We start from the raw sequence: 23,505 nt of genomic DNA on the forward strand, positions 1-23,505 counted from the left end.
TGTATGAATCTGTTCACCAATCCCGATAGCGTTGCTGTCGGAACCACAGCGTCGCCAGCCACTTGGTCCCGGCGGCCACCGGCAAGCCGGCATGCAGCGAATCAGGATCGGGTCGGCCGTCGGCGTGCAGGTTGTCGAAACACACCAGCGACCCCGCGCCGGGCTGCACGCTGACGCCAGCGACCGGGAAGTCGGTTTCGCCACCTGCCTCGACCGCATTCAGATAGACGCAGACGGTGCGCTGACGATTGCCGGCAGCGGGACGATCTGCAGCGATCCTGCTTGCCGGCAGGTAGTCGCGATGCGCGCGGTAGTGCTCCCCTGGCGCATAACACAGCACCGATAACGGCTCGGCGTGCCTCAGTGGCAGCCGTGCGCAGGCGGCCAGCCGCGCCTGCGCGGCGCGGGCGGCGAAATCTTCCAGAATCGGGTCAAGCGTGGCGCCGCGGCTGGTACGGATCGGCGTGCGCTGGCTGCTTGCATCGTCCGGATCGACCACCTGGGACGCACGCAGATGCGGGCGTGCCAGCAGGATCAATAGCCGGCACTCGTCGGCGGAAAGCACCGCGGAGTGCCTTTCGATCGTTGGACACTGGTGGAGCCGCGTCGGCGCGCTGCGTGGGGTGAAGTGGATGTGCGCGCGCGCGCTGTCATCGACCGCATCGGGGGGCGCCACCTGCACGTCGGGCAGGGCCGAGACACCCAGTGGCTGCAATTGCTGGAGCAGTTGTTTTGCTGCGTCTGGCTGAGCGGTAACGCCTTCGCCGCGCAGCAGGCGCTCGGCGAGCAGCACCGCGGCTGGTATATCGCCGGCCGATGCAGCCTGCTCCAGCAGGCGCACGCACTGTTGTTGCTGCTGAGGATGATCGATTCGACCGGATTGAATGGCTAGCGCACGCAGCGCCGGCGGGTAGTGTGCCGCCGCAGCCGCGTGCAACCGCGCATGCGCTTGTGTTCCCAACTGCCCAGGGTCCTCGCCCACAGCCAGCGTCGCCAGCAGATACGACGCTGCAGCCACGCCGTTGTGTTCGGCGTGTTGCCAGTGCGCGATGGCCTGAGCGACATCCACTGGACCGCCGATGCCGTAGGCCAGCATGCGGCCGGCTTCGATCTGGGCAGTGGCATCGCCTGCGGTTGCGCCACGGATGTACCAGGCGAGAGCTTGCTCCGTCTCGCCGGCGCGCACCAGCGCCTGCGCCAACGCATTGATGGCCGCGGGCTGTCGGCCTTGTGCGGCGAGGGTGAGTTGCGCGAGGGACGAGGCGTGCATGGCTGCATCCTAATCCGTGACCCGGCACAACGCGATCAGCTGTCTGCTGCGAGTGCCAGGTGGGTCAGATACAGGCGCAGGTCGAATTCGAGCTGGTGGTAGTCCGGGGTCATGTGGTTGCACAGTTGATAGAAGGCCTTGTTGTGATCGGCTTCTTTCAAGTGCGCCAGCTCATGGGCGACGATCATCTGCAGGAAGGGCTCCGGTGCATCGCGAAACAGCGAGGCAATCCGGATTTCGCGACTGGCCTTGAGCCGGCCGCCGTGTACGCGCGAGATGGCCGTGTGCGTGCCCAGCGCATGCTTTACCACCTGCAGGTGGTTGTCGTAAATCGCCTTGTGCAAGGTGGGCGAGGAGCGCATGTAACGCTCCTTCATCGCCTTGACGTAATCGTACAGATGGCGATCGGTGCGAATGCTGTGCCGCTCCGGATAGCGCCGCGCCAGGACCGCGGCGAGCTTGTCCTGTGCGATCAGCTCACGCACCTGATCCAGGACGGCGGGCGGGTAACCGGTGAGATAGCGAAGAGTGTCCATGGCGATCGACTGCTGCAAGAGCTGCATGATCGCCGATGCTGGCGAATCTGTCTTAACCGTGAGGAGCGGGCGCGCTGCAGAGCGTTCGGATGGTTCCCGACGATTGCGGTCAATGACATCAGTTTCATGCAGGGAAGCGCGATCAGCTCCCCTGCTGCGTGGTCGCTATCGACTCGATCAGTGTTGAAAACAGCATTGATCGCGAGTTGCCTGGTGACGTCGACGAAGCGTCAACGTGCAGTGTCTTTGCAGGAAACCCGTGCGCTGTTAGCGCTGAACGCCGTCTGCGTGTGGCGGTATGTGTCAGCTGTATTCACGAACGCGGCACATGCGGATGGGTAGCGTGCAGCGCATGTTTTGCGGCGATGTGTCGCAAGCACACGATCGAACAACGGCGCCATGCCGGTTTAGGAGACAACAACATGATCAAGTGGGCCATTATTTTCGCCATCATCGGATTGATTGCCGGTGCGCTCGGCTTCGGCGGGATGGCAGGCGCTGCGATGGGAATTGCCAAGTTCCTGTTCTGGGCCGGCATCATCATCGCCATCGTGCTGTTCGTGCTGGGCATGACGATCGCCAAGAAGGTGACCTGACGTCCAGCGTGCAGCCGGATAGCGTCTTGCTGCGAGCTGCACGTCTGCAAGCAAAAGAGCGGCCACTGGCCGCTCTTTTTTGATCAGCGCGTTGTACAGCGCGATAGTTGAAGGCGATCTCGACCGCAACTATCCGACAAACTTGAGTTAGACGCCGGTATCGTCAGCAGTCATATGCAGCGCGATATTGAGCTGATCGACGGTCACGATCCAGTCGGCATCGTCGAGACGTTCTTCACGCAGCAGCTGCGCTTGTGCGGGTGTCCAGAACGGCGCTTCTTCCAGCCGCATATCGCCCGGCAATGGCGAATGGTCGGCGATGAAGCTGCGAATGCTGGCTTCGTCGGAAGGCAAGCCAAGCTGGGCGAACAGTTCGGAGAACGGGTGGACAGGTTGTTCCATGGCGGATCCTTGTGAGTGCGGATGACTGAATGTTAGAGCACTCAGTTTGAGGGCACCGTGCACGGCCGGCTTGGATTTGCCTGCGCCAATGACCATCTATCCAGCCTGACCGGATAAGGGTGAGGCGATCATGGCGACTGGATGGGCGGGTGATGGGGCAGTGCAGGACCAGATCGATGCCACCGTCGAAGACGCGATCAAGCGTGCGCGCAGTCAGCTGCACCAGGGGCCAAGTCTGACCCAGTGCGAAGCCTGCGATGCGCCGATTCCCGAAGCGCGACGCAAGGCCGTGCCTGGCGTGCATTTGTGTGTGAACTGTCAGCAGGCGCATGACCTGGAGCAGGGCGCGCAAAGCGGCTTCAACCGTCGCGGCAGCAAGGACAGCCAGTTACGCTGAGTGCCTTGGAGCACTCGCATGCTGCCGACGCCTCGATTGACCCTTACGCGAGTGTGGACGAGAGCGAGTGCTCGGTCAGACGGGCAGACGCTCCAGCAATTTGCGGCTGCCGATCACAGCATCAGCACTCTGTGCGCCCGTTACCGGCTCAGTGCGCATGAAATCCGCTGCTCTCGCGCCACCGGCGCGTGGTGCGCTGGAAAAACAGGCTGTTGGGGACCTGCAGCACGCTGCCCGCATGGTCGCCGGTTTCTTCCAATGTCGTGTAGATCACGTTGATATCGATCACCCGTCCCTTCAGGCCGGGCTTGTCGCCACCTTCGAGCAGCTCGATGTGATCGTGCAGGCGGAACGGGCGTGTGGTGATGATCAGGAAGGTGCAGAAGATATTGGATAGCACGCTCCATGCGGCGAAAAACGCCACCGCGCCGACCGCGGCAAAACCGGTGAACGCCGTCCACAGCGTTTCGCCAGAGACACCGGCAACGTGCAAGACCATCAGCAACGCGCTGATCGAAATGATGGAGCTGCCAACGCGGCGAATACCGATCATCATCTCGGCGGGCACGTTGTAGCGCGTGCATACGCGTCGCAGCAATTGCCGCAATAACAGGCGTAGCAAGCCCGCCAAGGCAAGTATCAGAACGACTTTGATCGTTGGCACTGCGACTGCCAGCCACTCCGGGTTCCAGTGAGGCAGCAGGCTGCGGATCATGGCGGGCAAGGGGTCGGACACGGACATCGGATCGTGCGGAAGCGGAGTGAATATCCATTGTAACGGCGCAACCCGGACGCGACAGGTGCAGGGGATGAACGTCTGCGCGTCGGAATGCTCGGCTGGTTGCGCGTGCTACCTCTACAACGCGCACCCGGGAAGCCTTTTCTGGCGACGGTGACGCGTGTGCAGACAGGCGCATCGACGGTGTCGTTGTGTCGCGACTCCTATCACCGGCATGGTGTAGACGGCGCAGCAAGTCGCAGATCTTGCGCTATCAACGTCCCACAACACGTAGTGAGCACTCCTCAGGTCAGTGCCGATCACGCGCGTCATGCGTCACCAAGACCGCTAACCGCTTCAACGTCTGCGCAATCGCGTGGACAGGGATCCACTGATCCGGCGTGCTGGCAGCGATGCAGGACCCCTGCGTCGAACGATTCTGCAATAAGCACGCATCGATCCGGCTAGGCGTCAGCCTGAGCTGCACTGCGTCCAGTCGCTGCGCTTGGGGGCAGTGAGGCGTGCACAAGGCCAGGGCCAGTCCGAGCAGGTGTGGCATGACGATCTCCAACGTAAACCAGGCGCTGCGCCGCGGTGTCGCCAGCGGGCAGCGCCACCGCGGCGCAGGAGTGCGCCATTGCAGACTTGGATGCGGCGGCCGGCCAAAAGGTCTAGAGCCGCGAATATGCGTACTGCGCTTACCGGCAGGCGGCCGTGGCTGGGAATTGGCAGGGACTACCCGTACGCCCGGTTCTGAGTGCGTTACCTGCGCGCCACCTGACGACTGCTCGCCACGCTTTGTCTGCCGCTCTCGCAGTGGTGATCGGCTACTGCGCTGAGTATTAGCGAACACTGCAGCGATTGCAGTGGTGGGACGGCTGTTTCCCCCGGATCCAGACATGGGGCACCGCCAGCACACCAGCCAGGGCTCGCGCCGTTCTGCGGGCTTTAAAAAAAGTTGGCGCGGCTTTAAACCTTTCCGCTGCCCGGCGCATCCAACTGGCTATGCTCGACACCTCCGTGCCCATCGATGCCCTGCCTTGTGCCACTCCTGCCGACCGCGACGACGCGGCGTTGGCGCGTGCGGCAGCGGCTGGTGAGCGTGCAGCGTATGAGGCGATCTATCGGCGCCACTCGCCGCGGCTGTATGCGCTGGTCTGGCGCTTGTGTGGCGGCAATGCCGCGCGCGCCGATGACGTATTGCAGGACACCTTCATCGCCGCGTGGAAGGCATTGCCGCAGTTTCGCTTCCAGAGTGCGTTGGGCACCTGGTTGCATCGGCTTGCCGTCAATACCGCGTTGATGGAGTTGCGCGCGCGTGCGGCGTTTGGCGATCACGCCAGTGACGACACCGATGCGATGCTGGCGGCGGTTCCCGATGCTGCCGGTTGTCACTCGATCCGGATGGATCTGGAGCGTGCCTTGGAAACGCTGCCGCCGCGCGCCAGGGCGGTGCTGGTGCTGCACGATATCGAAGGCTGGAAACACCAGGAAATTGCCGATCAATTGCAGATGGCAGTCGGCAGTTCGAAGGCGCAACTGCATCGCGCGCGCGGTCTGCTGCGCGCGCGGCTTGGAGAACACGCATGACCCCCGACCACCCCGATCGCATCGACGCCGAGTCCATGGCCGAAGACGCTGCGCTGCGCGCGCGCTTGCAGGCATTGCCGCAGCAGCGTCAGCCGCCCGCGCAGGTATGGGAGCGCATCGCACCGGCATTGCTGCCGCACGCCACGGAGGTGGCGCGCCGGCCGCGTCGTCGTCGCTGGGCGCTGCCGGTGCTTGGCGTCGCGTTGGCGGCGGCCGTGGCCTGGGTCGCGGTGGTGCCTGGTCTCAGGCAACACACATCGCCGCTGCCTCCTGCGCAGCCGGCCCTCGTCGCGCAGGCGCAGGCGCTGGCCGGGCAATACCAGCAAGCCATTGCCGAGGTTCCGCTGCAGCAGGTGCCGGTCGATTTGCGCCCTGCGCTGGACGAGCTGGATCAAAGCACACAGGCCATCCATGCGGCCATCGCGCAGAGTCCGCGGTCCGCTTTTTTGTTATCGCAACTGCAGCGCACCTATGCCAAGCGGCTGCAACTGACCCGTCTTGCCTCTCAGGGCCAGACTCCCTTTCTAAGTTGAGGACCATGCTCATGCGCTACGCATCTGTTTCCCTGTTGCTGTTGGCTGCGGTGTGCGCCGCACCGGCGGTGGCGCAAACTGCGGTCAACCAGAGTCATCCGTTGGCACGCGGCGGACGTGTGGAGCTGGAAAACATTGCCGGGCAGATCCGCGTGCGTGGTTGGGACCGCGACGAGGTTGCGCTGACCGGGACCTTGGGCGAGGACCAGCGGCTAAAGGTCGATGCGAGTTCGAACCGGCTGCAGTTGGAAGTGATCTATCCGCGCACCAGTCGCAGCGGCAAGGGCGCGCAGCTGGAGTTGCGCGTACCGCGGGCCGCCATGCTGCAGGTGGATGCGGTCAGCGCCTCGGTGGACGTAGATCAGGTCGATCTTGCACGGCTGCAGCTCAAATCCGTCAGTGGCGATGTGGTGGCCCGCGGCCGCGCCAAGGAGGCGCAGCTGGAGACGGTTAGTGGGACGTTGCGCAGCACGGTGAGCAGCGGGCGGGTGACGCTGGGCACGGTCAGCGGGCAGATCGATGCGCAAGCCGGTGCCAGCGGCATCGTGTCGGCCGAGTCCGTCTCCGGCGATATCCGGATCGGTGCGGGGCAGGTCTCGCAGTTGCGTTCGCAGAGCGTGTCCGGCTCGACCGCAGTGACGGTGACCGGGTTGGCCCCGGGTGGCAGTATTTCTGCAGAGAGCGTCAGCGGGACGATCACGCTGGGTGTGCCGCGCAACGTGTCGGCGGCGCTGAATGTGGAGGTCTTCAGTGGCGACATCCGCTCGATGGCCGGGCAGGTCGAACGGCCGGAATACGGCCCCGGCAAGAGCCTGCGTGCGGCGCTGGGCGGCGGCAATGGCGATATCAAACTGGAGTCGCACTCGGGTTCGGTGCGTATCGACTACAGCAACTGATGCCGAAAAAAGACGTGCCACCTTGCGGTGGCACGTCGGTAACACTTCAAGGCAACCCTTGGCGGCAACTGTCGCAAGCGCGCGCTGCGATGCGGGCGCAAGTGACAGCGTGCTCGCTGCTTACGCGATCTTGTCGCCGTCGTTGCGGGCGGGGCCGAAGTTGGTGGTGAGCACTTCGATCCGGCCGCCGGTCTTGCGGAACGCGGCGATGTCGGCAGCGATGCGCTCACGACTGAGCGGCTGCGACTTGCCTTCGCTGCGAGCGATGCTGGGCTGGGATTTCTGCTTGGTCGCGGGACGTGCCATGTGGCCTCCTGTAGCGGGGAAGTGCAATGACACCGCGTGCGGCCAGGGTGGTGCGCGCGAAAGCGGTGTCGAGAAGTGCGATGGCGTTCGGTGCGCAATCGCGATGGCACGACGGGCGTGCCTTGCTGACACGACGGCGGGGCGTCAGGCAGCAACCGCGCATTATAGGCGCTGAGCGCCGATTTGTGTTAATCGTCCGACGGGCGGGCGCCCTGTGCCGCCGCCCATGCCAGGCCCTGCACCACGCCGAACGAGGGGTCGCCATGCACCATGCGCGATTCCGGGAAGGCCGCCGCCACAGTGTCGCGGATATAGCCGGCGCGCGACATGCCGCCCGTCAGGAACAAGGTGGCCGGTGGCGCGGCCAGGTCGGCCCGTACCTGCGCAAGCAAACCTTCCAGTTCGCGCAGATAGCTGGAAGCGGACGCCACCAGTGCGCTGGCCTGCACATCCACGCCCAGCCCGCGCTCAATGAAGTCCAGCGATGCCTGATGCTGGTCGAGCTCGCTGAGCGCGATCTTGCAGGCTTCCACGCCGCGATACAGGCGCGCGGTATTGCCGGTGTCCTGCAATGCCTGCAGGCGTTTGTCGAACGGGGCAGGTACGTCCTGGTATTTGTGCAGGCGGAATTCGCGTTGACGGGTCATGTCCTGCACCATCGCCGCTTCCACATAGTGGTGCGCCGGCACGCGGGTGATGCCGCGGCCGAACAGCGGCATGTAGGCGGCGAGACTGAGCGCCAGATCGATATCGGTACCGCCGCGCGGAATGCCCCAGGCGCGGTGCACCTGCGGCGGGGCACTGCCGCCGACGCTGGCATGCGCGATGTCGGTGGTGCCGCCGCCGATGTCCACCACCACCGTGTCGTGCCGGGTGTCGTGGCTGACGTGATAGTGCATCGCGGCCGCTGCGGGTTCTTCGAGAAACTCAACGCTGTCGAAACCGGCGCCGATGGCGGCGGTCTGCAAAATCTCCAGCGCTTGTGCATTGCCGGCTTCGCCGATCGAACTGCGAAATTGCACCGGGCGGCCGAGTACGGCGTTGCGGATGTTGAGATCGAACTGGCGCGAGGCGGTGAGACGGATATGTTCCAGCACGTGCGTGGCGATGCCGGTGATGGTCTGGCGCGCGCGCGGGTGCAGGTTATAGCCCAGCATCGACTTGGGGCTCTGCACCAGATTGCCTTCGCCTTCGAGGAAGTAGGCATCCAGCGCCTCGTCGCCGTACACCGCGTTTTGCAGCAGTGCTGCGGAACTGCGCGGCTCGCGCACCTGCTCTTCCATCCATTGCCGGCGCACGATGCGCAGCGCCTCGCGGCGCAGGCTGTCCTGATTGGGGGTACGGCCGGCGGCAACGGCATCGCGGCGGGCGGAGTCGATCAGGCGCTCCATTTCGTATTCCAGCGCTGGCGTGAGGCTGAAATTCTCCGGATCGCGCATGGTGTCTGGGAAATACACCGTGGTGCGGAACTGCAAGGCCTCGCCAAAACGCACCGGTTCGACCTTCCCATCGACGATCGCCGCGGCGGCGGAGTTGCTGGTACCGAAGTCGATGCCGAGTTTCATGCACAGTGCCTGAGAGCGGGCCGCGCACTGTACTACGGCTGCCGCATCCGCCGTCCAGACCGGCGCGCAGGTGTTGCGCCCAGGCCCAGGCGCCGCCTACCAAGTGGCACGCGGCGCAGGGCATCAGGCCGCGATGTCGTCGACGTGGCCCTGGTTCAGTTCGTCGGTGGTGGCTTCGCGTACCTCCACCACTTCCACCGCGAAGTGCAGGGTCTGACCGGCCAGCGGGTGATTGCCGTCCACGGTCACCTGCTCCGGGCCGACGTCGGTCACGGTCACCAGCACCGGACCCTGTTGCGTGCGGGCTTCGAACTGCACCCCGGGCACGACGTCGACATCGTTGGGGAAGGCATCGCGCGGCACATGTTGGATCAGCTGATCGTGACGTGGGCCATAGCCTTGCTCGGGCGCCACGTCGGCGGTGAGCGTGTCGCCGACGCGCCTGCCATCCAGTGCCTGCTCCAGGCCGGGAACGATGTTGCCGGCACCGTGCAGATAGCTCAGCGGGGTGTCCGGCGTGGAGCGGTCCAGCACCTGGCCGCTGTCGTCGGACAGTGTGTAGTGAATGGTCGCAACGCGACCCTGGCTGATTTCCATTGGAAACCTCCATGACGGGTGATCGAGGGGAGTGCATCGGCTGATTCACGATGCCAAGAGATGTTGCCCGCACACCGTAGGCAATCAACGCCGGGGATGCAACCGTGGCTGCAGCTGCGGTTGGGGCGAGGATCAGCTTGGTGCAGAGCGTGGCATGACCATGCTGCGACGCAGTGCCTTGCCGCGCGGGCACATGTGATGTGCGTGCAGTTCGGCTCGCTATCTTGTCCGCGCCGATACAGTGGCGGCACACGTGCTGGTTAGAGGTGCTGCGCCACTATCACTAGAAACGCCGCACTTTGTGCGCGGATTGCGTGCGCATCAGATACCTATGTGCGCGCTCAATCGGTCTGCTCCCCACGTTCGATCTGTGCGCGGCGCGCGCGCCAGGTTTCCGGTGTCTGCGGTTTGATGAACAACGCGGTGAGCTCGGGATGCTGGCGCTTGGCTGCCGTTTCGATGCGCCCGACGCAGGCTTCGATCTGCGGCGTGGTGCGGCTGTCTTCGAACTCGGCGCTGAGCGCGGCAACCACCTGGTTGGGGCCCATCTGCATGGTGAGCACGCCGTTGGCGGCGCGCACATCCGGGTCGCTGGCGGCAATGCGCAGCAGCGACTCGGTGACATGCGCATGCGCGGGCTCGCCGATCAGCAAGCCCTTGGTTTCGCGCGCCAGCAGGAACGCGGTGAAAGCGAGCACACCGGCAATGCCGATCGATGCGATGCCGTCGAGCTCGGGCATGTCGAACAACTGCGCGCCGGCCAGGCCAAGCAGTGCCATGAACAGGCCGATCAACGCGGCGCTGTCTTCCAGCAAGACGGTGAAGGTGCTGGGGTCCTTGCTCTGGCGAAACGCCTCGAAATAGCCCATGCGGCCCTTTTTGGCGCGGAATTCGCGTAGTGCCACCACCCAGGAAATGCCTTCGAACACGATCGAGACACCGAGCACGCAATAGGCGACAAGATGGCTCTTGGCCGGCTCGGGATGACGCAGATGCACGATGCCTTCGTACAGCGAGACGCCCGCGCCCATCGCAAAGACCAACAAGGCGACGATGAAACTCCAGAAGTACAGTTCGCGTCCGTAGCCGAACGGGTGCGTGGGCGTGGGCGCTTGCGCAGCACGACGCAAGCCGTATAGCAGCAACACCTCGTTGACGGTGTCCACCAGCGAATGCACCCCTTCGCTGAGCATGGCCGAGCTGCCGGAAATGCCTGCCGCAATGAATTTTGCCACTGCGATGGCCAGGTTGCCCGCCAGTGCGACGTAAACCACCAGGTGCGAGCCCTTGGGTTTTGCAGGGCTGCTCGGGCCCGCATCGCTGGGGCCAGCGTCGGCGTCACCAGGGGGTGTGGCGCGCGGTGTGGGGGACTCTGGCTGGTTGGACACGTGCGACCTGCGGGGTATTCGATAAGCACGGCACTATCGCGCCGCGGCCGTGCCGGGTGCGTGATCGCAGCGCCGGGGAGCTACAATCCACGCCCGTTTCGATCAAGGACTCGCATGTCTAGCGTTCCCGCCTGCCCGCAATGCGGCCAGGACAACACCTATGCCGACGGCGCGTTGTCGGTTTGCGCGGAGTGCGGTTTCCAATGGAGTGCGGGCGACGCCGCCGCGAGCGCGACGGTCGTGCGCGACAGCAATGGCAACGTGCTGCAGGCCGGCGACACGGTGACGGTGATCAAGGATCTCAAGGTCAAGGGCGCGTCGATTCCGCTCAAGCAAGGCACGGTGATCCGCAATATCCGCCTGGTCGAAGACGATGCCGAGCATATCGAAGGCAACTCGGAAAAGATCAAGGGACTGGTGCTGAAGACCTGCTTTTTGCGCAAGGCGTGAGCGTCACCCGCTGGTAAATCGCTCGCGCAGGAATGCGCTTGTGCGCGATGCGGGCAGCTGCACTGCATCGCGCGCGCTCCCGCGGTGCAATGCAGCGCCTGTCTTGCAGGCGCGATCAATCGCGCGGATAGACCGCGGCTACCATGCAGCTCTGGCGCATCCGCGCAAACTGCCCGCCGCGCGTGGTGCTCAGGTCGCCTTGCTGGCCCGTCCCGACGCCTGCGCCGGCAAGGCCGATTTCGTCGAGGACATCGACCTTGTCGCCGGGATTGCCGCAGATCGCATTCAAGCCCATGCCGGAGACGAAGCGGATGGGGGGTGCGCTGCTGAGTTCGCGGCAGCTATCCATCAACTCGACGCGATAATGGCGATGCGTGCCGGGATGGCGTGGCGACACTTCCACCACCAGGCCCTGCGCGTCTTCCGACCATGCGCGCAGCATGCTGGGATTGAAGCAGTAGCTGGACGCGCCGGCGAAGTTGCGACGACGCGCCTCGCGCACGCTGACGCCTTCCAGCGTGGGCACACCGTCGCGGTCGCGCTGCCGGGCAATACCGGCGTAGTCGCGCGCGCTGAGCGTGGCGACCTGGCTGATGGCGCACCGTTGCTGCCCGACGCTGACAAACGCCTGTGCGCCATTGCAGACCCAACCGTGCGGCGCGAGCAGATGGGCATCTGCCTGCGCGGCGAGCTGTGAGCAGTCCTGCACCAACTGCAGGCGGAACAGGCGTCCGTCGTGTTGTGCGACCGCGAGCGTGCGCGCATCGGCCTGATGCAATTCCGTCACCTGGCGCGCATCCAGGCAGTCCGCGCTTGGCGGCGCACGACGCGCTGTTTGTGCCGATGCATCGGCCATGGTCCATGCGACAACATTGATGCCGAACAAAACCGCAGCGAGCAGGCGCATCACCCACATCCTTGGCAATGAGGTAGCCGCATCATGTGCCAGCAGCGCTGTGCTGACAATCGTGCTGCCCGCAGCGACAGATCAGCCCGTTACCACGCGACGTTACGCAGCACGCAGCACGCAAACAGCAGTGCCGTTGCCGCCTGGGCAGGCAGCGCGCCGATAGCGCTCATGGCGTTTCAGGCGGATCCGAATTCAGTACCTGCAGCTTGGCGCCGGTGGTCTCGGGCAGGATGCGCTGGTCGGTGGCGACCAACACCACGCCAGGGGTCAGCAGCGGCAGCAGCCCGGCCAGAAATGCGGGCGGCACCTGCAGGCGCGCGATGGTGGCGGCGTCCAGCGCCTGCCCTGCGGCGGTGGTACTGCCGGGAATGCCGATCCGCATCCAGTTGGGCATGCGCTGACCGGGCAACCCGGGTAGGTCGCCCGGCAAAAAGCCCTGGCCGACGATGAACGCCTGCGTGCCCAGCGGCTTGGCGCCGGGCTGTGCATGCAAGGCAACCTGCGCGCGGCCGATTTCCACACCGTTGCGGTAGACCACCAGTTGCTGGTCGGTGCTGCTGATCAGCATGGAGATCGGGCCGGTCGGTGCCAGGTCCGGCTGCCAGGCAAATGCCTGGCCGTTGGGCAGCGGCAGCAGGGCGCGCTCGGCGCCGGTGGTGGGATCGATCGGGCTGAGCGCGCGCGGATGCACCACATCGTCTGCACTGATGCCGGCCTGCGCGACCACCACCACCATGCCCATGTTGGAATTGTCGAACAGCAATCGCGCAAATTCTGACGGCAGATGCACGCAACCGTGCGATTCCGGATAGCCGGGCAGGCCGCCGGCGTGCAGGGCGACGCCGTCCCAGGTGAGCCGCTGCTGATACGGCATTGGGGCGGCGTTGTAGATGTTGGAGCGGTGGTCCTTGTCCTTCTGCAGGATGGTGAACACACCGGTCGGCGTTTCGTGCCCGGGCTTGCCGGAACTGATGGTGGACACGCCGATCAGGATGCCATTGCGATACGCATAGGCGCGTTGTTCGGTCAGGCTGACGATCACCGCCATCGGCCCCCAGCCTTTGCTGACGCCACCCCAGATCCATTCGCCTGGTTTGAGCTGCGTGGGCAAGGTATCGGCAGGGCTGGACTGGTGCGCGCCCCAGAACGGCACGGCGAGCGCTGGCCCGCCGATCAGCAGCGTGCAGCACAGAGCAAACGAGAGAAAGCGGCGCATGGGTCGTCCAGCAACAAGGGCTGCCTGGATGCTAGCGGCATGCGATGTGCGCGTCATGTGGCGATGCTGCGGTGTCGGCGCGCCATGCGAACCTTGGCTGCACACGCAGGACGTCCAGTTGGCTGGTCTGCGGTGGTCGTGCCGCACTGCATCGCGCACTGCGCGCGCGCGATGCATTCGCTGCCCGATCACCGCCGCGTCGTTGCAGAGGTGATCGGGCGAGCCGTGGTCGGACTCAATCCGCCAGTGCGGGGTAGTCCGTATAGCCCTTGGCGCCACCACCGTACAGCGTGGTCTGGTCGACTTCCGTCAGCGGCGCGTTCTCGCGCAGGCGACGCACCAGATCCGGGTTGGCGATGAACGGGCGGCCATAAGCGATCGCATCGGCGTAGCCGCTGCTGATGGCCTGTTCGGACATGCCGCGGTTGTAGCCGTTATTGGCGATCCAGGCACCATCGAACTTGGCACGCAACGCGGCGTAGTCGAAGGCGATGTTGTCGCGCGGGCCGCCGGTGGCGCCTTCGATCACATGCACGAAGGCCAGCCCACCGATCAGGTTGAGCCGCTCCACCGCACGTTCGAACAAGGGCTGCGGATCGGAGTCGTGCGCGCCGTACACCGGAGTCACCGGCGACAAGCGCACGCCGGTGCGCTCGGCACCGATTTCGTCGGCGATGGCCTGCACCACTTCGCTCAGCAGGCGCGTGCGGTTTTCGATGTCGCCGCCGTAAGCGTCGGTGCGCTTGTTGGAGCCATCGCGCAGGAACTGATCGAGCAGATAGCCGTTGGCGGCATGCACTTCCACGCCATCGAACCCGGCATCGATCGCATTGCGTGCGGCGATACGGTAGTCCTCGATCAATGCGGGGATTTCATCCAGCGCAAGTTCGCGTGGTTCGGACACATCTTCAAAGCCGTTCTTGGTGTAGGTCTTGCCTTCGGCGCGAATGGCGCTGGGCGCAACCGGTACTTCGCCCGGAGGCAGCACGCTGGTATGCGAGACGCGGCCGACATGCCACAGCTGCAGCACGATCTTGCCGCCACGGCGGTGCACTTCATCGGTGACTGCGCGCCAGCCTTCGACCTGCGCCTGGGTATGGATGCCGGGGGTGTCGAGATACCCCTGGCCGAGCGGACTGATCTGCGTGCCTTCGGCCACGATCAGGCCGGCGGTGGCGCGCTGGCCGTAATACTCGGCGGCGAGCGGCGAGGGCACCTGGCCGGCGCCGGCGCGGTTGCGCGTCAGCGGCGCCATGATCACGCGGTTGGCAAGATCCAATGCGCCCAGGCGCACCGGGGAAAACAACGGAGATTCAGTGGATTTGGACATCAGCAACCAGTTCGAGTTGAAGCGCGCCAAGCGCGGCACCACGCCGATCGCGGTGCCCCACAGCGATGGTGGCGGACCCAAGCAGATTCGAGCGACGTCAATAGGACACTGCGTCCCCGCATCGCGCCAAACCGGTCGAACTGTGATGTGCTGCGGATTGGCGCTGAACTGTCATCGGCCGCCGCCTTTCGTTGGTTGCTGCATTGCACAATAATAAGCCGCCCCGTCATTCTGGAGTCGGGCATGTCCGATATCGATCCCTCAACGCCGCGCGTGCCACGGCGCGATTACGTGCTGATCCTGCTTGCGCTGGCGATGGGCGGTTTTGCGATCGGCATCAGCGAGTTTTCCACGATGGGCCTGATGACGCAGATCGCGCAGGGCCTGCAGATCAGCGAGCCGCAGGTGGGTCATGTCATCAGCGCTTATGCGCTGGGTGTGGTGGTCGGCGCGCCGTTGCTGGCGATCCTGGGCGCGCGCTGGCCGCGCCGCACCTTGTTGCTGCTGCTGATGGTGTTCTACGCGCTGGGCAACATTGCCAGTGCGTTGGCGCCGAGCTACCACACGATGTTGCTGTGTCGCTTCATCGCTGGCCTGCCGCACGGCGCGTATTTCGGCGTTGCCTCTCTGGTTGCCGCTTCGATCAGCCCGCCCAATCAACGCGCCACCGCGGTGGGGCGCGTGCTGCTGGGCTTGAGCGTTGCCTTGCTGGTGGGCAACCCGCTGGCGACCTGGCTGGGGCAGATCGTGAGCTGGCGCTGGGCGTATGCGTCGGTATCGGTGATCGCGTTGGGCACGGTCGCGGCGGTGGCCGCATTGTTGCCGCCTGCGCCGGACGAGCCGCGTCAGCAACCACTGCGCGAGCTGCGTGCGTTCAATCAGCCGCAGGTGTGGCTGGCGTTGGCGATCGGCGCGGTGGGATTTTCCGGGATGTTCTGCGTTTTCAGTTATCTGGCGCCGACCCTGACCGCGGTCACGGGCGTAGCGCCTGCGCGCATTCCGTTGGCGATGGCCGCATTCGGCGTCGGTGGCGTGCTTGGCAGCATCCTGGGCGGGTGGTTGTTCGACCGCATGCAATTCCGCGCGGTGCCGGTGCTGTTGGCGTGGTCGATCGTGGTGATGCTGACCTTCCCGCTGGCTGCGCACTCGGGCCTGTGGGTATTCGTTTCCATCGTGGCGGTTGGCACGATGGGCGCCCTGGCACCAGCGTTGCAGACCCGCCTGATGGATGTCGCCGCTGAAGCGCAGACCTTGGCCGCAGCGTCCAACCATGCCGCCTTCAACACCGCAAATGCCTTGGGGCCCTGGTTGGGCGGCATGGCGATCACCGCGGGCTGGGGCTGGACCTCTACCGGGTATGTGGGTGCAGCGACTGCACTGGGCGGGTTGCTGGTCTACGCGCTGGCGGTGTGGCAGGAGCAACGCCAGCGCACGTTGGTGACCAACTGCTGAGTGGTTGACCCATGCAGTTGCGCTTGATGACGGGCGTGCGCTGCGCTGCTTGAGGCGCGTGCGGATGTTGCTTGTACCCCTTGCATCTTTGATGCGTGCAACGCGCGCTCGTCGACCGCATGATCGGCTGATCAACGCGACGCTGCGCTTGCGTTCGCTGTGTGCATTGAGGTGGGTGCGGCATGCACGCAGCGCATCCACGAGCACCTCACAGCGGTGCGTCGAGACTGCCCGCAGTGCAACCGGACCGAACAGTGCCATGACCGAATTCACTCCACCGCCGTGGAAGCGTCCCAATCCCAAGCGAAAAGCCGCCTCCACACCGTTGACCGAGGCACAGAAGGCCGCCGCGAAGCAGCGTGCAGAAGACGCCGGGCGGCCGTATCCCAATCTGATCGACAACATGTGGGCGAGTCGGCAGCCGAAAGGGTCTTGATGCGTCGTTGCCATCGATGAATCGCAATTCATCGGCCGCACGATGGCGTGAGGACGATGCCCGTATCGCTCACATGCCGGTTATGGTCGCGCCGCCAGGATGCAGCTGTACACAAGGTCACGGCAGCGCAATCAACGCATCGATTGCGCTACCCCCCGAAAGCCAGCGCATTGCATTCCTGCAGCGCCGGTGAATCCAACAAGGAGCGACACATGAGCATTCAGAGCAAGACCGAGCATAGCCTCAACGACCTCATCGCCATTTCCCGCGACGGCAAGGACTTCTACGACGAGGCCGCTGCCAAGGTTGGCGATGCAGAGCTGGCGACGTTGTTCCGCCGCATTGCCGGGGTCAAGACCGACATCGTGAGCAGCCTGAGCAGTGTGGTGGTATCGGCTGGCGGTACGCCGGAAAAGCACGGCACCATGGTGGGCAGCATGCAGCAGTTCTACGGCAAGGTGCGCGCAACGCTTGGCGACACCAAGTACGGCTACGTGGCCGAGCTGGAAGAATCCGAAGATCGCCTGCTGAAGGCCTTCGATGAAACCATCGCCGATGCCGATACGCCGGCCGCGGCACGCGACGCCGCACTGCGTCTGCTGCCGGAAGTGCGCGCATGTCACGACGTGATGCGCAACCGCAAGCATGCAATGAAGAACGCCGCATAACACGGCAGCAAGACCGAGGTGCATCGGCATTGATGCAGCTCTCGGAGTAAATCGATACAGGCGGGAAACGGGTAGCGCACGCTGCCCGTTTCTTTTTGTGCGTGCGGCATGCCGCCAGCGATCTGCTGATCACGTCGCCAGATCGACAGTGCCGTTCCACGCTGATGACGTGTTCCACGTCGGCGCCGGATTGCGTGGCGTATTCGCACACGCATCGGGTCTGCTAGTATCCGCCGCCCTTCTTCAGCCAGGCCCGCGCAGGCGGTCGTGGAATCACTCCATGAAGCAGCAGTTTCTATACCTGTCATCGGCCGAAGCGCAGTTGTCGCTGGGCCTGGGGGAAGAGAAGACCACCGAGCGGCTGTTCTTTGCGGTGATGGCCGATGCGGCCACCGCCGCGTGCGCAGCTGGCATCGCCGCTGGGTTGCTGCAGAGCGGGCAGGTGGATGGCAAACCGCTTGGGCGCGAGCGGCTGCATGTGACCTTGCATCATCTGGGCGATTACGCCGGCGGGCTGCCGCCCTCGTTGGTGAGCCGTGCCAGCCAGGCCGCCGAGCGGGTGGCGATGGAGGCCTTTGAGGTCGAGTTCGATCGCGTCGGCACCTTCGGTGGGCGGCGCTCGCAACTGCCGTGCGTGCTGCGTGGCGAAGAATGCGTGCGCGGGCTGTATGCGTTGCAGGGGGCGCTTGGCCGTCAGCTGGCGCATGTGGGCATCGCCGGCGATGCGCAGTACACGCCGCATATGACGCTGCTGTATTGCAACCAGGCCTTGCCGCAACGCCGCTGCGACGCGCTTGCCTGGACGGTGCGCGACTTTGCCTTGGTGCGCAGCTTTCTTGGCCAGTCGCGTTATCAGATCGAAGGCCGTTGGCCGCTGCGTTGAGACCCAACGGTGTGTGCAGACGCGCGCGCACGCGGTAGCCTGCGCGCATGGATGCCACCACACCTCTGCCGTTGCATGCCGACCATCTGGCCGCGTTGGAGCAGGCTTATGCCACGCCGCCGCGCGCCTACCATCACTTCGGCCACGTGCGCGCGCTACTGCAGCACTACGCCGAGGTGGCTGCGGGGCCGGGTTGGCGGCAGCCGGCGGAGGTCTGGCTGGCGGTGCTGTTTCACGATGCGATCTATCAGCCCGGGCGCAGCGACAACGAAGCCGAATCTGCGCAGTGGGCGATGGACTGCATCCCGCGCTGGTGGCCGCAGGCCGCGGTGGATCTGCAACGCGTGCAGGCGCTGATCCTGCTCACCGCGCGTCATGGGCAACTGCAACCGCAGGATGTGGACGAGGAAGCGGCGCTGTTCCTGGATTGCGACATGGCGATTCTGGCCGCGCCCGCCGCCGTCTTCGACGCTTACGACCGTGCGATTGCCGAGGAGTACCGGGGCCATGTGCCAGCGTTGCTGTTCCGGCTCAATCGCCGCCGCTTCCTGGCCGGGCTGCTGAAGCGCCCGCGCATCTTTCTGAGCGACTATTTCCACGCACGCATCGACGCGGCAGCGCGGGACAACCTGCGTCGCCGGTTGGGTCGCTGAGCCGGCGCTTCCGCGGCGCGCCGCTTCAACCAGGAGCAGTAGATGCGCACGCTACAATGGACGCATGCACGACAGCACCGCATCCGCCGCCGATCCCCGCCCGCAACCGCCGCAGGCACCGGCGCCCAACGAATGTTGCGAAAGCGGCTGCCCGTTGTGCGTGCACGATCTGTACGCCGAAGAACTGACGCGTTATCGCCAGGCGCTGGCCGCCTGGGAAGCCCGTCAGACGGAACAGGCGCGATGAGCGAAGCGTCGCGCTTCGCGGCGAGTGCCGGAACGATTATCTTTGGACCACTTTTCCCGATGGTGCGACATGCGACGACTTGAACGATGGAGCGCGCTCTGCGGCGCGGCGGTGTTGACGCTGTCGGGAGTGGCCGCCGCGCAGGCTCCGGAACCGGTCAGCCACGGGCGTTTCGAACAGATCCCGGTGTTGATGCCCAAGGGCGAGCCGCAGCGTGTGGTGATCTGGCTGGCGGGCGCAGGCAATGCCGGCACGCGTCAGGCCCAGGCGCAAGCCCTGCGCGACGATGGCGCGATGGTGGCGGTGGTGGACACCGCGCATCTGTACGCTGTCCTGCGCAAGGTTGGCGGCACGTGCGCGTTTTCGGTGGGCGATGTGGAGAACTTCTCGCGCTATCTGCAGGCCTTCTATCACATCCCCACCTACCGGCTGCCGTTGCTGGTTGGCGATGGCGAAGGTGCGGCGCTGGCCTACGCCATCGGCGCGCAGGCCAGGCCGCATGTGCTGGCCGGGGTGCTGACCGATGGCCTGTGCCCGGCCACCGTGTCCGATCAGGCGATCTGCCAGCCGGGTGTGGCTCCTGGTAGCAATCGCCTGGTTCCGGTGACGCTGCAGATTCCGTGGGTGCTGGCCGGCAGCCAGGACAAGCGCTGTCCTGCGGCAGCCGAAGACGCCTTCCTCAAACAGATTCCGCAGGCCCGCACCTTCAAGCGGTCCGCGCAGGGCGACATCTTGCCGGGCCTGCGCGCCGCCGTCCGTTCGCTGGGCGAGCAGAAGGGCGTGGCCTTGCCGCCTCCGCCAGGCGGCCTGACCGACCTGCCCGTGGTCGAGTTGCCGGCCAAGCCGGACGGCGACAGCGACGACGACACCGTCGTGATCTTCGTGTCCGGCGATGGCGGTTGGGCCGGGCTGGACGAGGAAGTGGCCGCCGCGCTCGCCGCGCAGGGCATTCCGGTGGTCGGGCTGGACTCGCTGCGCTACTTCTGGACCGAGCGCACGCCGCAAGGCTTCGCCAACGACTTGGACCGCATTGCGCGCGTCTATGCGCAGCGCTGGCAGCGCAAGCGCGTGGTGCTGATCGGCTTCTCGCAAGGTGCCGATGTGTTGCCGGCGGCGATCAACAAATTGCCGGCGGAGACCAGGCAGAACATCCGCATGACCGCGTTGTTGTCGGTGGGCAAGCTGGCCGATTACGAATTCCATGTCAGCAACTGGTTGGGCTCGGACGACGAAGGCCTGCCGATCGCGCCGGAAGTACAGCGTCTTCCGGCCGGAACCACGGTGTGCATCTACGGCCAGGACGACGACGATGCGTTGTGCCCGAGCCTGCCTGCGCAGACCGCCAAGCGCGTGGCGCTGCCGGGCGATCACCACTTCAAGGGCGACTACGCCACCCTGGCCAAGGTGATCATGGAGCAGATGCACGGCTTGTCGAAACCCTGAAGGTGCAGGGCATCGCAACGATGCCCCTGCCACCGGTCGCTGCGGCTCACCTGCCGAACGTAAGAGCGCCCGACAAAACGACCGCGCCCATTGCAAGGCGGGCGCGGCCGGTGTTCGGTGCCGCGATGCGCTACTCGGCGCGCGGGATGTGAGTGCGCCCACCTGACGACGGCTGGCGATGTTCTGTCGGCTGCTCCAAGCCATCCAGGCACATCGTGTGATCTGCATGCCCAGCTGCGCCGAAGAGGGCGCAGGTGCGTCAGCGGCGTTACTCCTGCCGGCCGGGGTCCACCGAGATCAGCCGGGTTACGTCCAGCAGCGCGGCCGGCAGATGCATGCCGCCCGGCGCGACCAGATAGCGCGGGCGCCAGGTCGGGGCGAACTTCGACTTGAACCGGCGCAGCCCGCTGAACCCGTAGAAGCGCTCGCCATGGCGTGCGACCAGGCTGGCAAAGCGGTTCCAGCGGCCCGCCAGGCGGTGTTCGGCCAGTCCCGACAACGGCGCCATGCCCAGCGAGAACCGCGTATAGCCATTGGCCTGGCCCCACAGGAACAGCTCGATGAACAGGAAATCCATCGTGCCCTTGGGTGCCTCGGCGCTATGCCGCATCAGGTCCACCGACAGCTCGCCGCCGGCCGGTGCCCGCCACACATTGGCGAAGGCCACGATCTGCCCGTCGGTCTCGGCCACCGCCACCGGGAAACGGCGCAGATAGTCCGCATCGAAGCTGCCGAGCGAAAACCCTTTTTCTTCGCCGGATTTTTCTTCCAGCCACTGCTCGGACACCTCGGCCAGGCGCGGCAAGACCGCGTCCACCTGCTCGGGTTGCAGCATGCGGAAGGTCAGGCCGCCACGCTTGCCGCGGTTCCAGGCCTGGCGCAGATCGGCGCGGTCGCGGCCTTCCAGAGTGAAGCCTTCCAGCGGCACGATCGCTTCTTCGCCTAGCTTGACCAGGGTCAGGCCCATGTCCAGATAGGTCTGCCAGTATTTTTCGCCGACCTGGTAGAACACCGGGCGCAGGCCCATGTGGTCGGCCTCCTCCCGGAAGCGCCAGATCAGCGCGCGCGCCACCTCCGGCGGCCCCACCGGGTCGCCCATCGAAATCAACGAGCCACCGTAGCGCTGCATCATCACAAAGCCGCGGCCCTGCGCATCGAACAGAAACGCCTTGTCGCCGGTCAACGCCAGGCAGGCCTGGGTGTCGGTGCTGATCTCCAGAATCGGTGCCAGCGTCTGCAGGGTTTGCGTATCGGCGGCCGGCATCGGGCGGCGCCCGCCGCGCAGCAGCCGCGCCATGCCGAACATGACCACACCCACGCACAGGATCAACGCGGCGCGCAACGCACGCGGCGCATTGGCCGAGGTGGCGAATTGCCACCACAGGTCGTTGCTGTATTCCACATGGCTGTAGACGAAGAACAGCAGCCAAAAGGTGGCCACCAGCACCAGACCCAGATTGCTCAGCCAGCGCCATGACCAGGCTTCGTCCAGCAACGCGCCCTGGCGGTAGAACTCGCGCCGCGCGGCCCACAGCGCCACCGCTGCCAGCGCCGCCGACAACGACACCGAGATATGGCTGCCGCGCAGCAGCGACAGCGGCGGCAGCAGCACGCACACGCCCAGCGCCAGCATCCAGGCCGCATGGCTGCGGCGCTGCAGGCCCTGGCCGATCAACAGCAGCAGCATGCCGCCCAGGCTGACCAGCAGATGCGAGGTTTCGATCAGTGGCAGCGGCGCCACTTCCTGGCGCGCCCGCGGCGTCGGCAGGGTGCCGTCGATCATCAAGCCCGCGCCCACCGCGAAGACCGCCAGGGCCAGGATCTGCGGCAGCCACGGGCGTAGCGTCTTCCACACCGTGCGTGCGGTGCTGGCGCTGGCGCGCACCGGCGCCCCCAGCCCGGAGGCGGCCGCCATGGCCACCGAAATCAGCAACGGCACGATGTAGTAGGTGACCCGATACGCCAGCGCCGCGGCCAGCACGGCGGCGGGCGTCACGTGTGGCAGCAGCTTGAGCAGGCTCCACTCGAACACGCCCAGCCCGGCCGGCACGGTGGAGATCAGGCCGGCCACCACCGCCACCAGCCAGATGCCGATAAAACCGAAGTAGCCGGTGCCCGGGTCCGGCGGCAGCAGCACGTAGAACGCCGCCGCGGCCAGGCCCAGCTCGACCACGCTGAGGGCGGTGACGCCGAGCACGGTGGTGCGGTCGGGCAGCCAGAAGCGGTGGCTGCGGATGCCGAACTCGCGGCCCTGTTTGCCCACCAGCACCAGCATCGCCAGATAGCCGGCCAGCAGGGCGATACCAGCGATGCGGATGCTTTCGGCGGTGATCGGCAGGGCACGCGCGGCCGCTTCCGGTTCCAGCATCAGGGCCAGCCCGAGCAGTACCCAGGCGCCGAAGATGAAGCCCAGCGTGCTCATCAGCACCACCTGGCCGATCTCGGTCAGGGTCAGCCCGACGCTGCCGTAGCCGCGCAAGCGCACCGCGCCGCCGGTCAGCGCGGCAAAACCCAGCGTCTGGCCCACCGCATGTGCCATGAAGGCGGTGATGCCCACCCGCGCCGGATGCAGCCGCTTGCCGGTGCGCTTGAGCCCGACCCAGTCGAAGCCCACCAGGCATGCGTAGCTGCTCAACCCGAGCAGCAAGGTCAGTGCGATCTGCCCGGCACCCAACGCCCGGAACGCCTGGCGGATCTGGCGGTACCCATGGTCGGTGAACTGCGCCGACAGCGCGTGCAGCGCCATGGCCAGGATCGCCAGGCTGATGATGACCGGCAGGGCGCGACGCCAACCGCTGGCAGACGCTTCGGAAGACACGGGGGTATCCGTCATGAGGGCAACGGGATCTACTTGAGGGAAAGAGGGTGCATGCACGGAATGTGCCGCGCGCGCGGAGGGTCTGGATTGGCCGGTCGATTGAAGTGCGTGCAGCGTGATCGCGTCAATGCAGAAATGAAGTGAACGCTAAGGTTCTGCCATACCGCTAGTTGTTCGCTCATGGCGGCCGCGCGCATCATAGGGC

At 65.5% G+C, this 23,505-nt stretch carries 25 protein-coding genes; 13 read left to right on the forward strand and 12 right to left on the reverse strand.

The features are described from left to right. Positions 1-13 precede the first annotated feature (13 nt). Entirely contained in the window at positions 14-1,270 is a 1,257-nt protein-coding gene (locus ACCQ06_RS08290) for a 2OG-Fe(II) oxygenase (RefSeq protein ID WP_316691661.1), read from the reverse strand. 35 nt (positions 1,271-1,305) lie between these two features. Further along, positions 1,306-1,833, reverse strand: coding sequence for a YgjP-like metallopeptidase domain-containing protein (locus tag ACCQ06_RS08295; protein WP_316691662.1), 528 nt, complete (start codon positions 1,831-1,833; stop codon positions 1,306-1,308). Between the two features lie 395 nt (positions 1,834-2,228). Between ACCQ06_RS08295 and ACCQ06_RS08300 the strand changes: the two genes are divergently transcribed. Continuing rightward, positions 2,229-2,402 carry a DUF1328 domain-containing protein gene (locus ACCQ06_RS08300; protein ID WP_003489471.1) on the forward strand — a complete coding sequence of 58 codons (174 nt, stop codon included), beginning with the start codon at positions 2,229-2,231 and terminating at the stop codon, positions 2,400-2,402. A gap of 147 nt (positions 2,403-2,549) precedes the next feature. Here the strand turns inward: ACCQ06_RS08300 and ACCQ06_RS08305 are convergent, their stop codons facing one another. Then, positions 2,550-2,804 (reverse strand): DUF2789 domain-containing protein, encoded by a 255-nt coding sequence (locus ACCQ06_RS08305; protein WP_316691663.1) that lies wholly within the window; start codon positions 2,802-2,804, stop codon positions 2,550-2,552. Between the two features lie 130 nt (positions 2,805-2,934). Here ACCQ06_RS08305 and ACCQ06_RS08310 point away from each other — a divergent pair, with 130 nt between their 5' ends. Next, positions 2,935-3,201: a DksA/TraR family C4-type zinc finger protein gene (locus ACCQ06_RS08310; RefSeq protein ID WP_104614052.1), complete on the forward strand. Its 267-nt coding sequence runs from the start codon at positions 2,935-2,937 to the stop codon at positions 3,199-3,201. 148 nt (positions 3,202-3,349) lie between these two features. Here the strand turns inward: ACCQ06_RS08310 and ACCQ06_RS08315 are convergent, their stop codons facing one another. Then, the gene (locus ACCQ06_RS08315) at positions 3,350-3,943 is read right to left on the reverse strand and encodes a mechanosensitive ion channel domain-containing protein (protein WP_316691664.1); all 594 of its coding nucleotides are present in this window, start codon (positions 3,941-3,943) and stop codon (positions 3,350-3,352) included. Positions 3,944-4,924: 981 nt separating this feature from the next. On the opposite strand from ACCQ06_RS08315, the gene ACCQ06_RS08320 reads away from it, so the two are divergent. The 3 genes from ACCQ06_RS08320 to ACCQ06_RS08330 are packed head-to-tail and all read left to right on the forward strand — an operon-like array spanning position 4,925 to position 6,938. Beyond that, entirely contained in the window at positions 4,925-5,509 is a 585-nt protein-coding gene (locus tag ACCQ06_RS08320; protein WP_055845275.1) for an RNA polymerase sigma factor, read from the forward strand. Beyond that, positions 5,506-6,042, forward strand: coding sequence for a hypothetical protein (locus ACCQ06_RS08325; RefSeq protein ID WP_316691665.1), 537 nt, complete (start codon positions 5,506-5,508; stop codon positions 6,040-6,042). Before ACCQ06_RS08320 ends, ACCQ06_RS08325 begins: the two co-directional genes overlap by 4 nt. Positions 6,043-6,053: 11 nt before the next feature. Beyond that, positions 6,054-6,938, forward strand: coding sequence for a DUF4097 family beta strand repeat-containing protein (locus ACCQ06_RS08330; protein WP_104614047.1), 885 nt, complete (start codon positions 6,054-6,056; stop codon positions 6,936-6,938). A gap of 120 nt (positions 6,939-7,058) precedes the next feature. Here ACCQ06_RS08330 and ACCQ06_RS08335 read toward each other — a convergent pair whose 3' ends face one another. From ACCQ06_RS08335 to ACCQ06_RS08350, 4 genes are all read right to left on the reverse strand, one after another. Beyond that, a complete protein-coding gene (locus tag ACCQ06_RS08335) occupies positions 7,059-7,244 on the reverse strand; it encodes a hypothetical protein (protein ID WP_010366034.1) in 186 nt (61 codons plus the stop codon). A 188-nt stretch (positions 7,245-7,432) separates the two neighbouring features. Further along, positions 7,433-8,809, reverse strand: a complete 1,377-nt coding sequence (locus tag ACCQ06_RS08340) for an Hsp70 family protein (RefSeq protein ID WP_228322670.1) — start codon at positions 8,807-8,809, stop codon at positions 7,433-7,435. A gap of 123 nt (positions 8,810-8,932) precedes the next feature. Further along, positions 8,933-9,406 carry an FKBP-type peptidyl-prolyl cis-trans isomerase gene (locus ACCQ06_RS08345; protein ID WP_228322669.1) on the reverse strand — a complete coding sequence of 158 codons (474 nt, stop codon included), beginning with the start codon at positions 9,404-9,406 and terminating at the stop codon, positions 8,933-8,935. A 341-nt stretch (positions 9,407-9,747) separates the two neighbouring features. Then, a complete protein-coding gene (locus ACCQ06_RS08350) occupies positions 9,748-10,794 on the reverse strand; it encodes a cation diffusion facilitator family transporter (protein ID WP_228322668.1) in 1,047 nt (348 codons plus the stop codon). A gap of 114 nt (positions 10,795-10,908) precedes the next feature. On the opposite strand from ACCQ06_RS08350, the gene ACCQ06_RS08355 reads away from it, so the two are divergent. Then, the gene (locus ACCQ06_RS08355) at positions 10,909-11,244 is read left to right on the forward strand and encodes a zinc ribbon domain-containing protein YjdM (protein ID WP_104614043.1); all 336 of its coding nucleotides are present in this window, start codon (positions 10,909-10,911) and stop codon (positions 11,242-11,244) included. A gap of 115 nt (positions 11,245-11,359) precedes the next feature. On the opposite strand, the gene ACCQ06_RS08360 is transcribed toward ACCQ06_RS08355, so the two are convergent. From ACCQ06_RS08360 to ACCQ06_RS08370, 3 genes are all read right to left on the reverse strand, one after another. Continuing rightward, entirely contained in the window at positions 11,360-12,160 is an 801-nt protein-coding gene (locus ACCQ06_RS08360; RefSeq protein WP_228322667.1) for a hypothetical protein, read from the reverse strand. A gap of 160 nt (positions 12,161-12,320) precedes the next feature. Continuing rightward, positions 12,321-13,370 (reverse strand): L,D-transpeptidase, encoded by a 1,050-nt coding sequence (locus ACCQ06_RS08365; protein WP_228322666.1) that lies wholly within the window; start codon positions 13,368-13,370, stop codon positions 12,321-12,323. Positions 13,371-13,605: 235 nt separating this feature from the next. Then, a complete protein-coding gene (locus tag ACCQ06_RS08370) occupies positions 13,606-14,700 on the reverse strand; it encodes an alkene reductase (protein WP_211287628.1) in 1,095 nt (364 codons plus the stop codon). Positions 14,701-14,943: 243 nt separating this feature from the next. Between ACCQ06_RS08370 and ACCQ06_RS08375 the strand changes: the two genes are divergently transcribed. The 7 genes from ACCQ06_RS08375 to ACCQ06_RS08405 all read left to right on the forward strand — a co-directional run bounded on the left by ACCQ06_RS08375 (position 14,944) and on the right by ACCQ06_RS08405 (position 20,482). After that, positions 14,944-16,152, forward strand: a complete 1,209-nt coding sequence (locus tag ACCQ06_RS08375) for an MFS transporter (protein ID WP_228322665.1) — start codon at positions 14,944-14,946, stop codon at positions 16,150-16,152. A gap of 259 nt (positions 16,153-16,411) precedes the next feature. Then, positions 16,412-16,588, forward strand: coding sequence for a hypothetical protein (locus ACCQ06_RS08380; RefSeq protein ID WP_228322664.1), 177 nt, complete (start codon positions 16,412-16,414; stop codon positions 16,586-16,588). A 212-nt stretch (positions 16,589-16,800) separates the two neighbouring features. Further along, a complete protein-coding gene (locus tag ACCQ06_RS08385; RefSeq protein WP_104614037.1) occupies positions 16,801-17,256 on the forward strand; it encodes a PA2169 family four-helix-bundle protein in 456 nt (151 codons plus the stop codon). Between the two features lie 280 nt (positions 17,257-17,536). Next, positions 17,537-18,139, forward strand: coding sequence for a 2'-5' RNA ligase family protein (locus ACCQ06_RS08390; RefSeq protein ID WP_228322663.1), 603 nt, complete (start codon positions 17,537-17,539; stop codon positions 18,137-18,139). A gap of 47 nt (positions 18,140-18,186) precedes the next feature. Beyond that, positions 18,187-18,792: an HD domain-containing protein gene (locus ACCQ06_RS08395; protein WP_228322662.1), complete on the forward strand. Its 606-nt coding sequence runs from the start codon at positions 18,187-18,189 to the stop codon at positions 18,790-18,792. A gap of 64 nt (positions 18,793-18,856) precedes the next feature. Beyond that, positions 18,857-19,039 carry an oxidoreductase-like domain-containing protein gene (locus tag ACCQ06_RS08400; protein WP_104614034.1) on the forward strand — a complete coding sequence of 61 codons (183 nt, stop codon included), beginning with the start codon at positions 18,857-18,859 and terminating at the stop codon, positions 19,037-19,039. A 69-nt stretch (positions 19,040-19,108) separates the two neighbouring features. Continuing rightward, on the forward strand, positions 19,109-20,482 hold the full coding sequence (locus ACCQ06_RS08405; protein ID WP_228322661.1) for a virulence factor: 1,374 nt from the start codon (positions 19,109-19,111) through the stop codon (positions 20,480-20,482). Between the two features lie 268 nt (positions 20,483-20,750). On the opposite strand, the gene mprF is transcribed toward ACCQ06_RS08405, so the two are convergent. Then, positions 20,751-23,315 (reverse strand): bifunctional lysylphosphatidylglycerol flippase/synthetase MprF, encoded by a 2,565-nt coding sequence (gene mprF / locus ACCQ06_RS08410; RefSeq protein WP_228322660.1) that lies wholly within the window; start codon positions 23,313-23,315, stop codon positions 20,751-20,753. Positions 23,316-23,505 lie beyond the last annotated feature (190 nt).

The organism is Xanthomonas sp. NCPPB 4467, assembly GCF_041475665.2.
In the GTDB taxonomy this organism is placed as follows: domain Bacteria; phylum Pseudomonadota; class Gammaproteobacteria; order Xanthomonadales; family Xanthomonadaceae; genus Xanthomonas; species Xanthomonas dyei.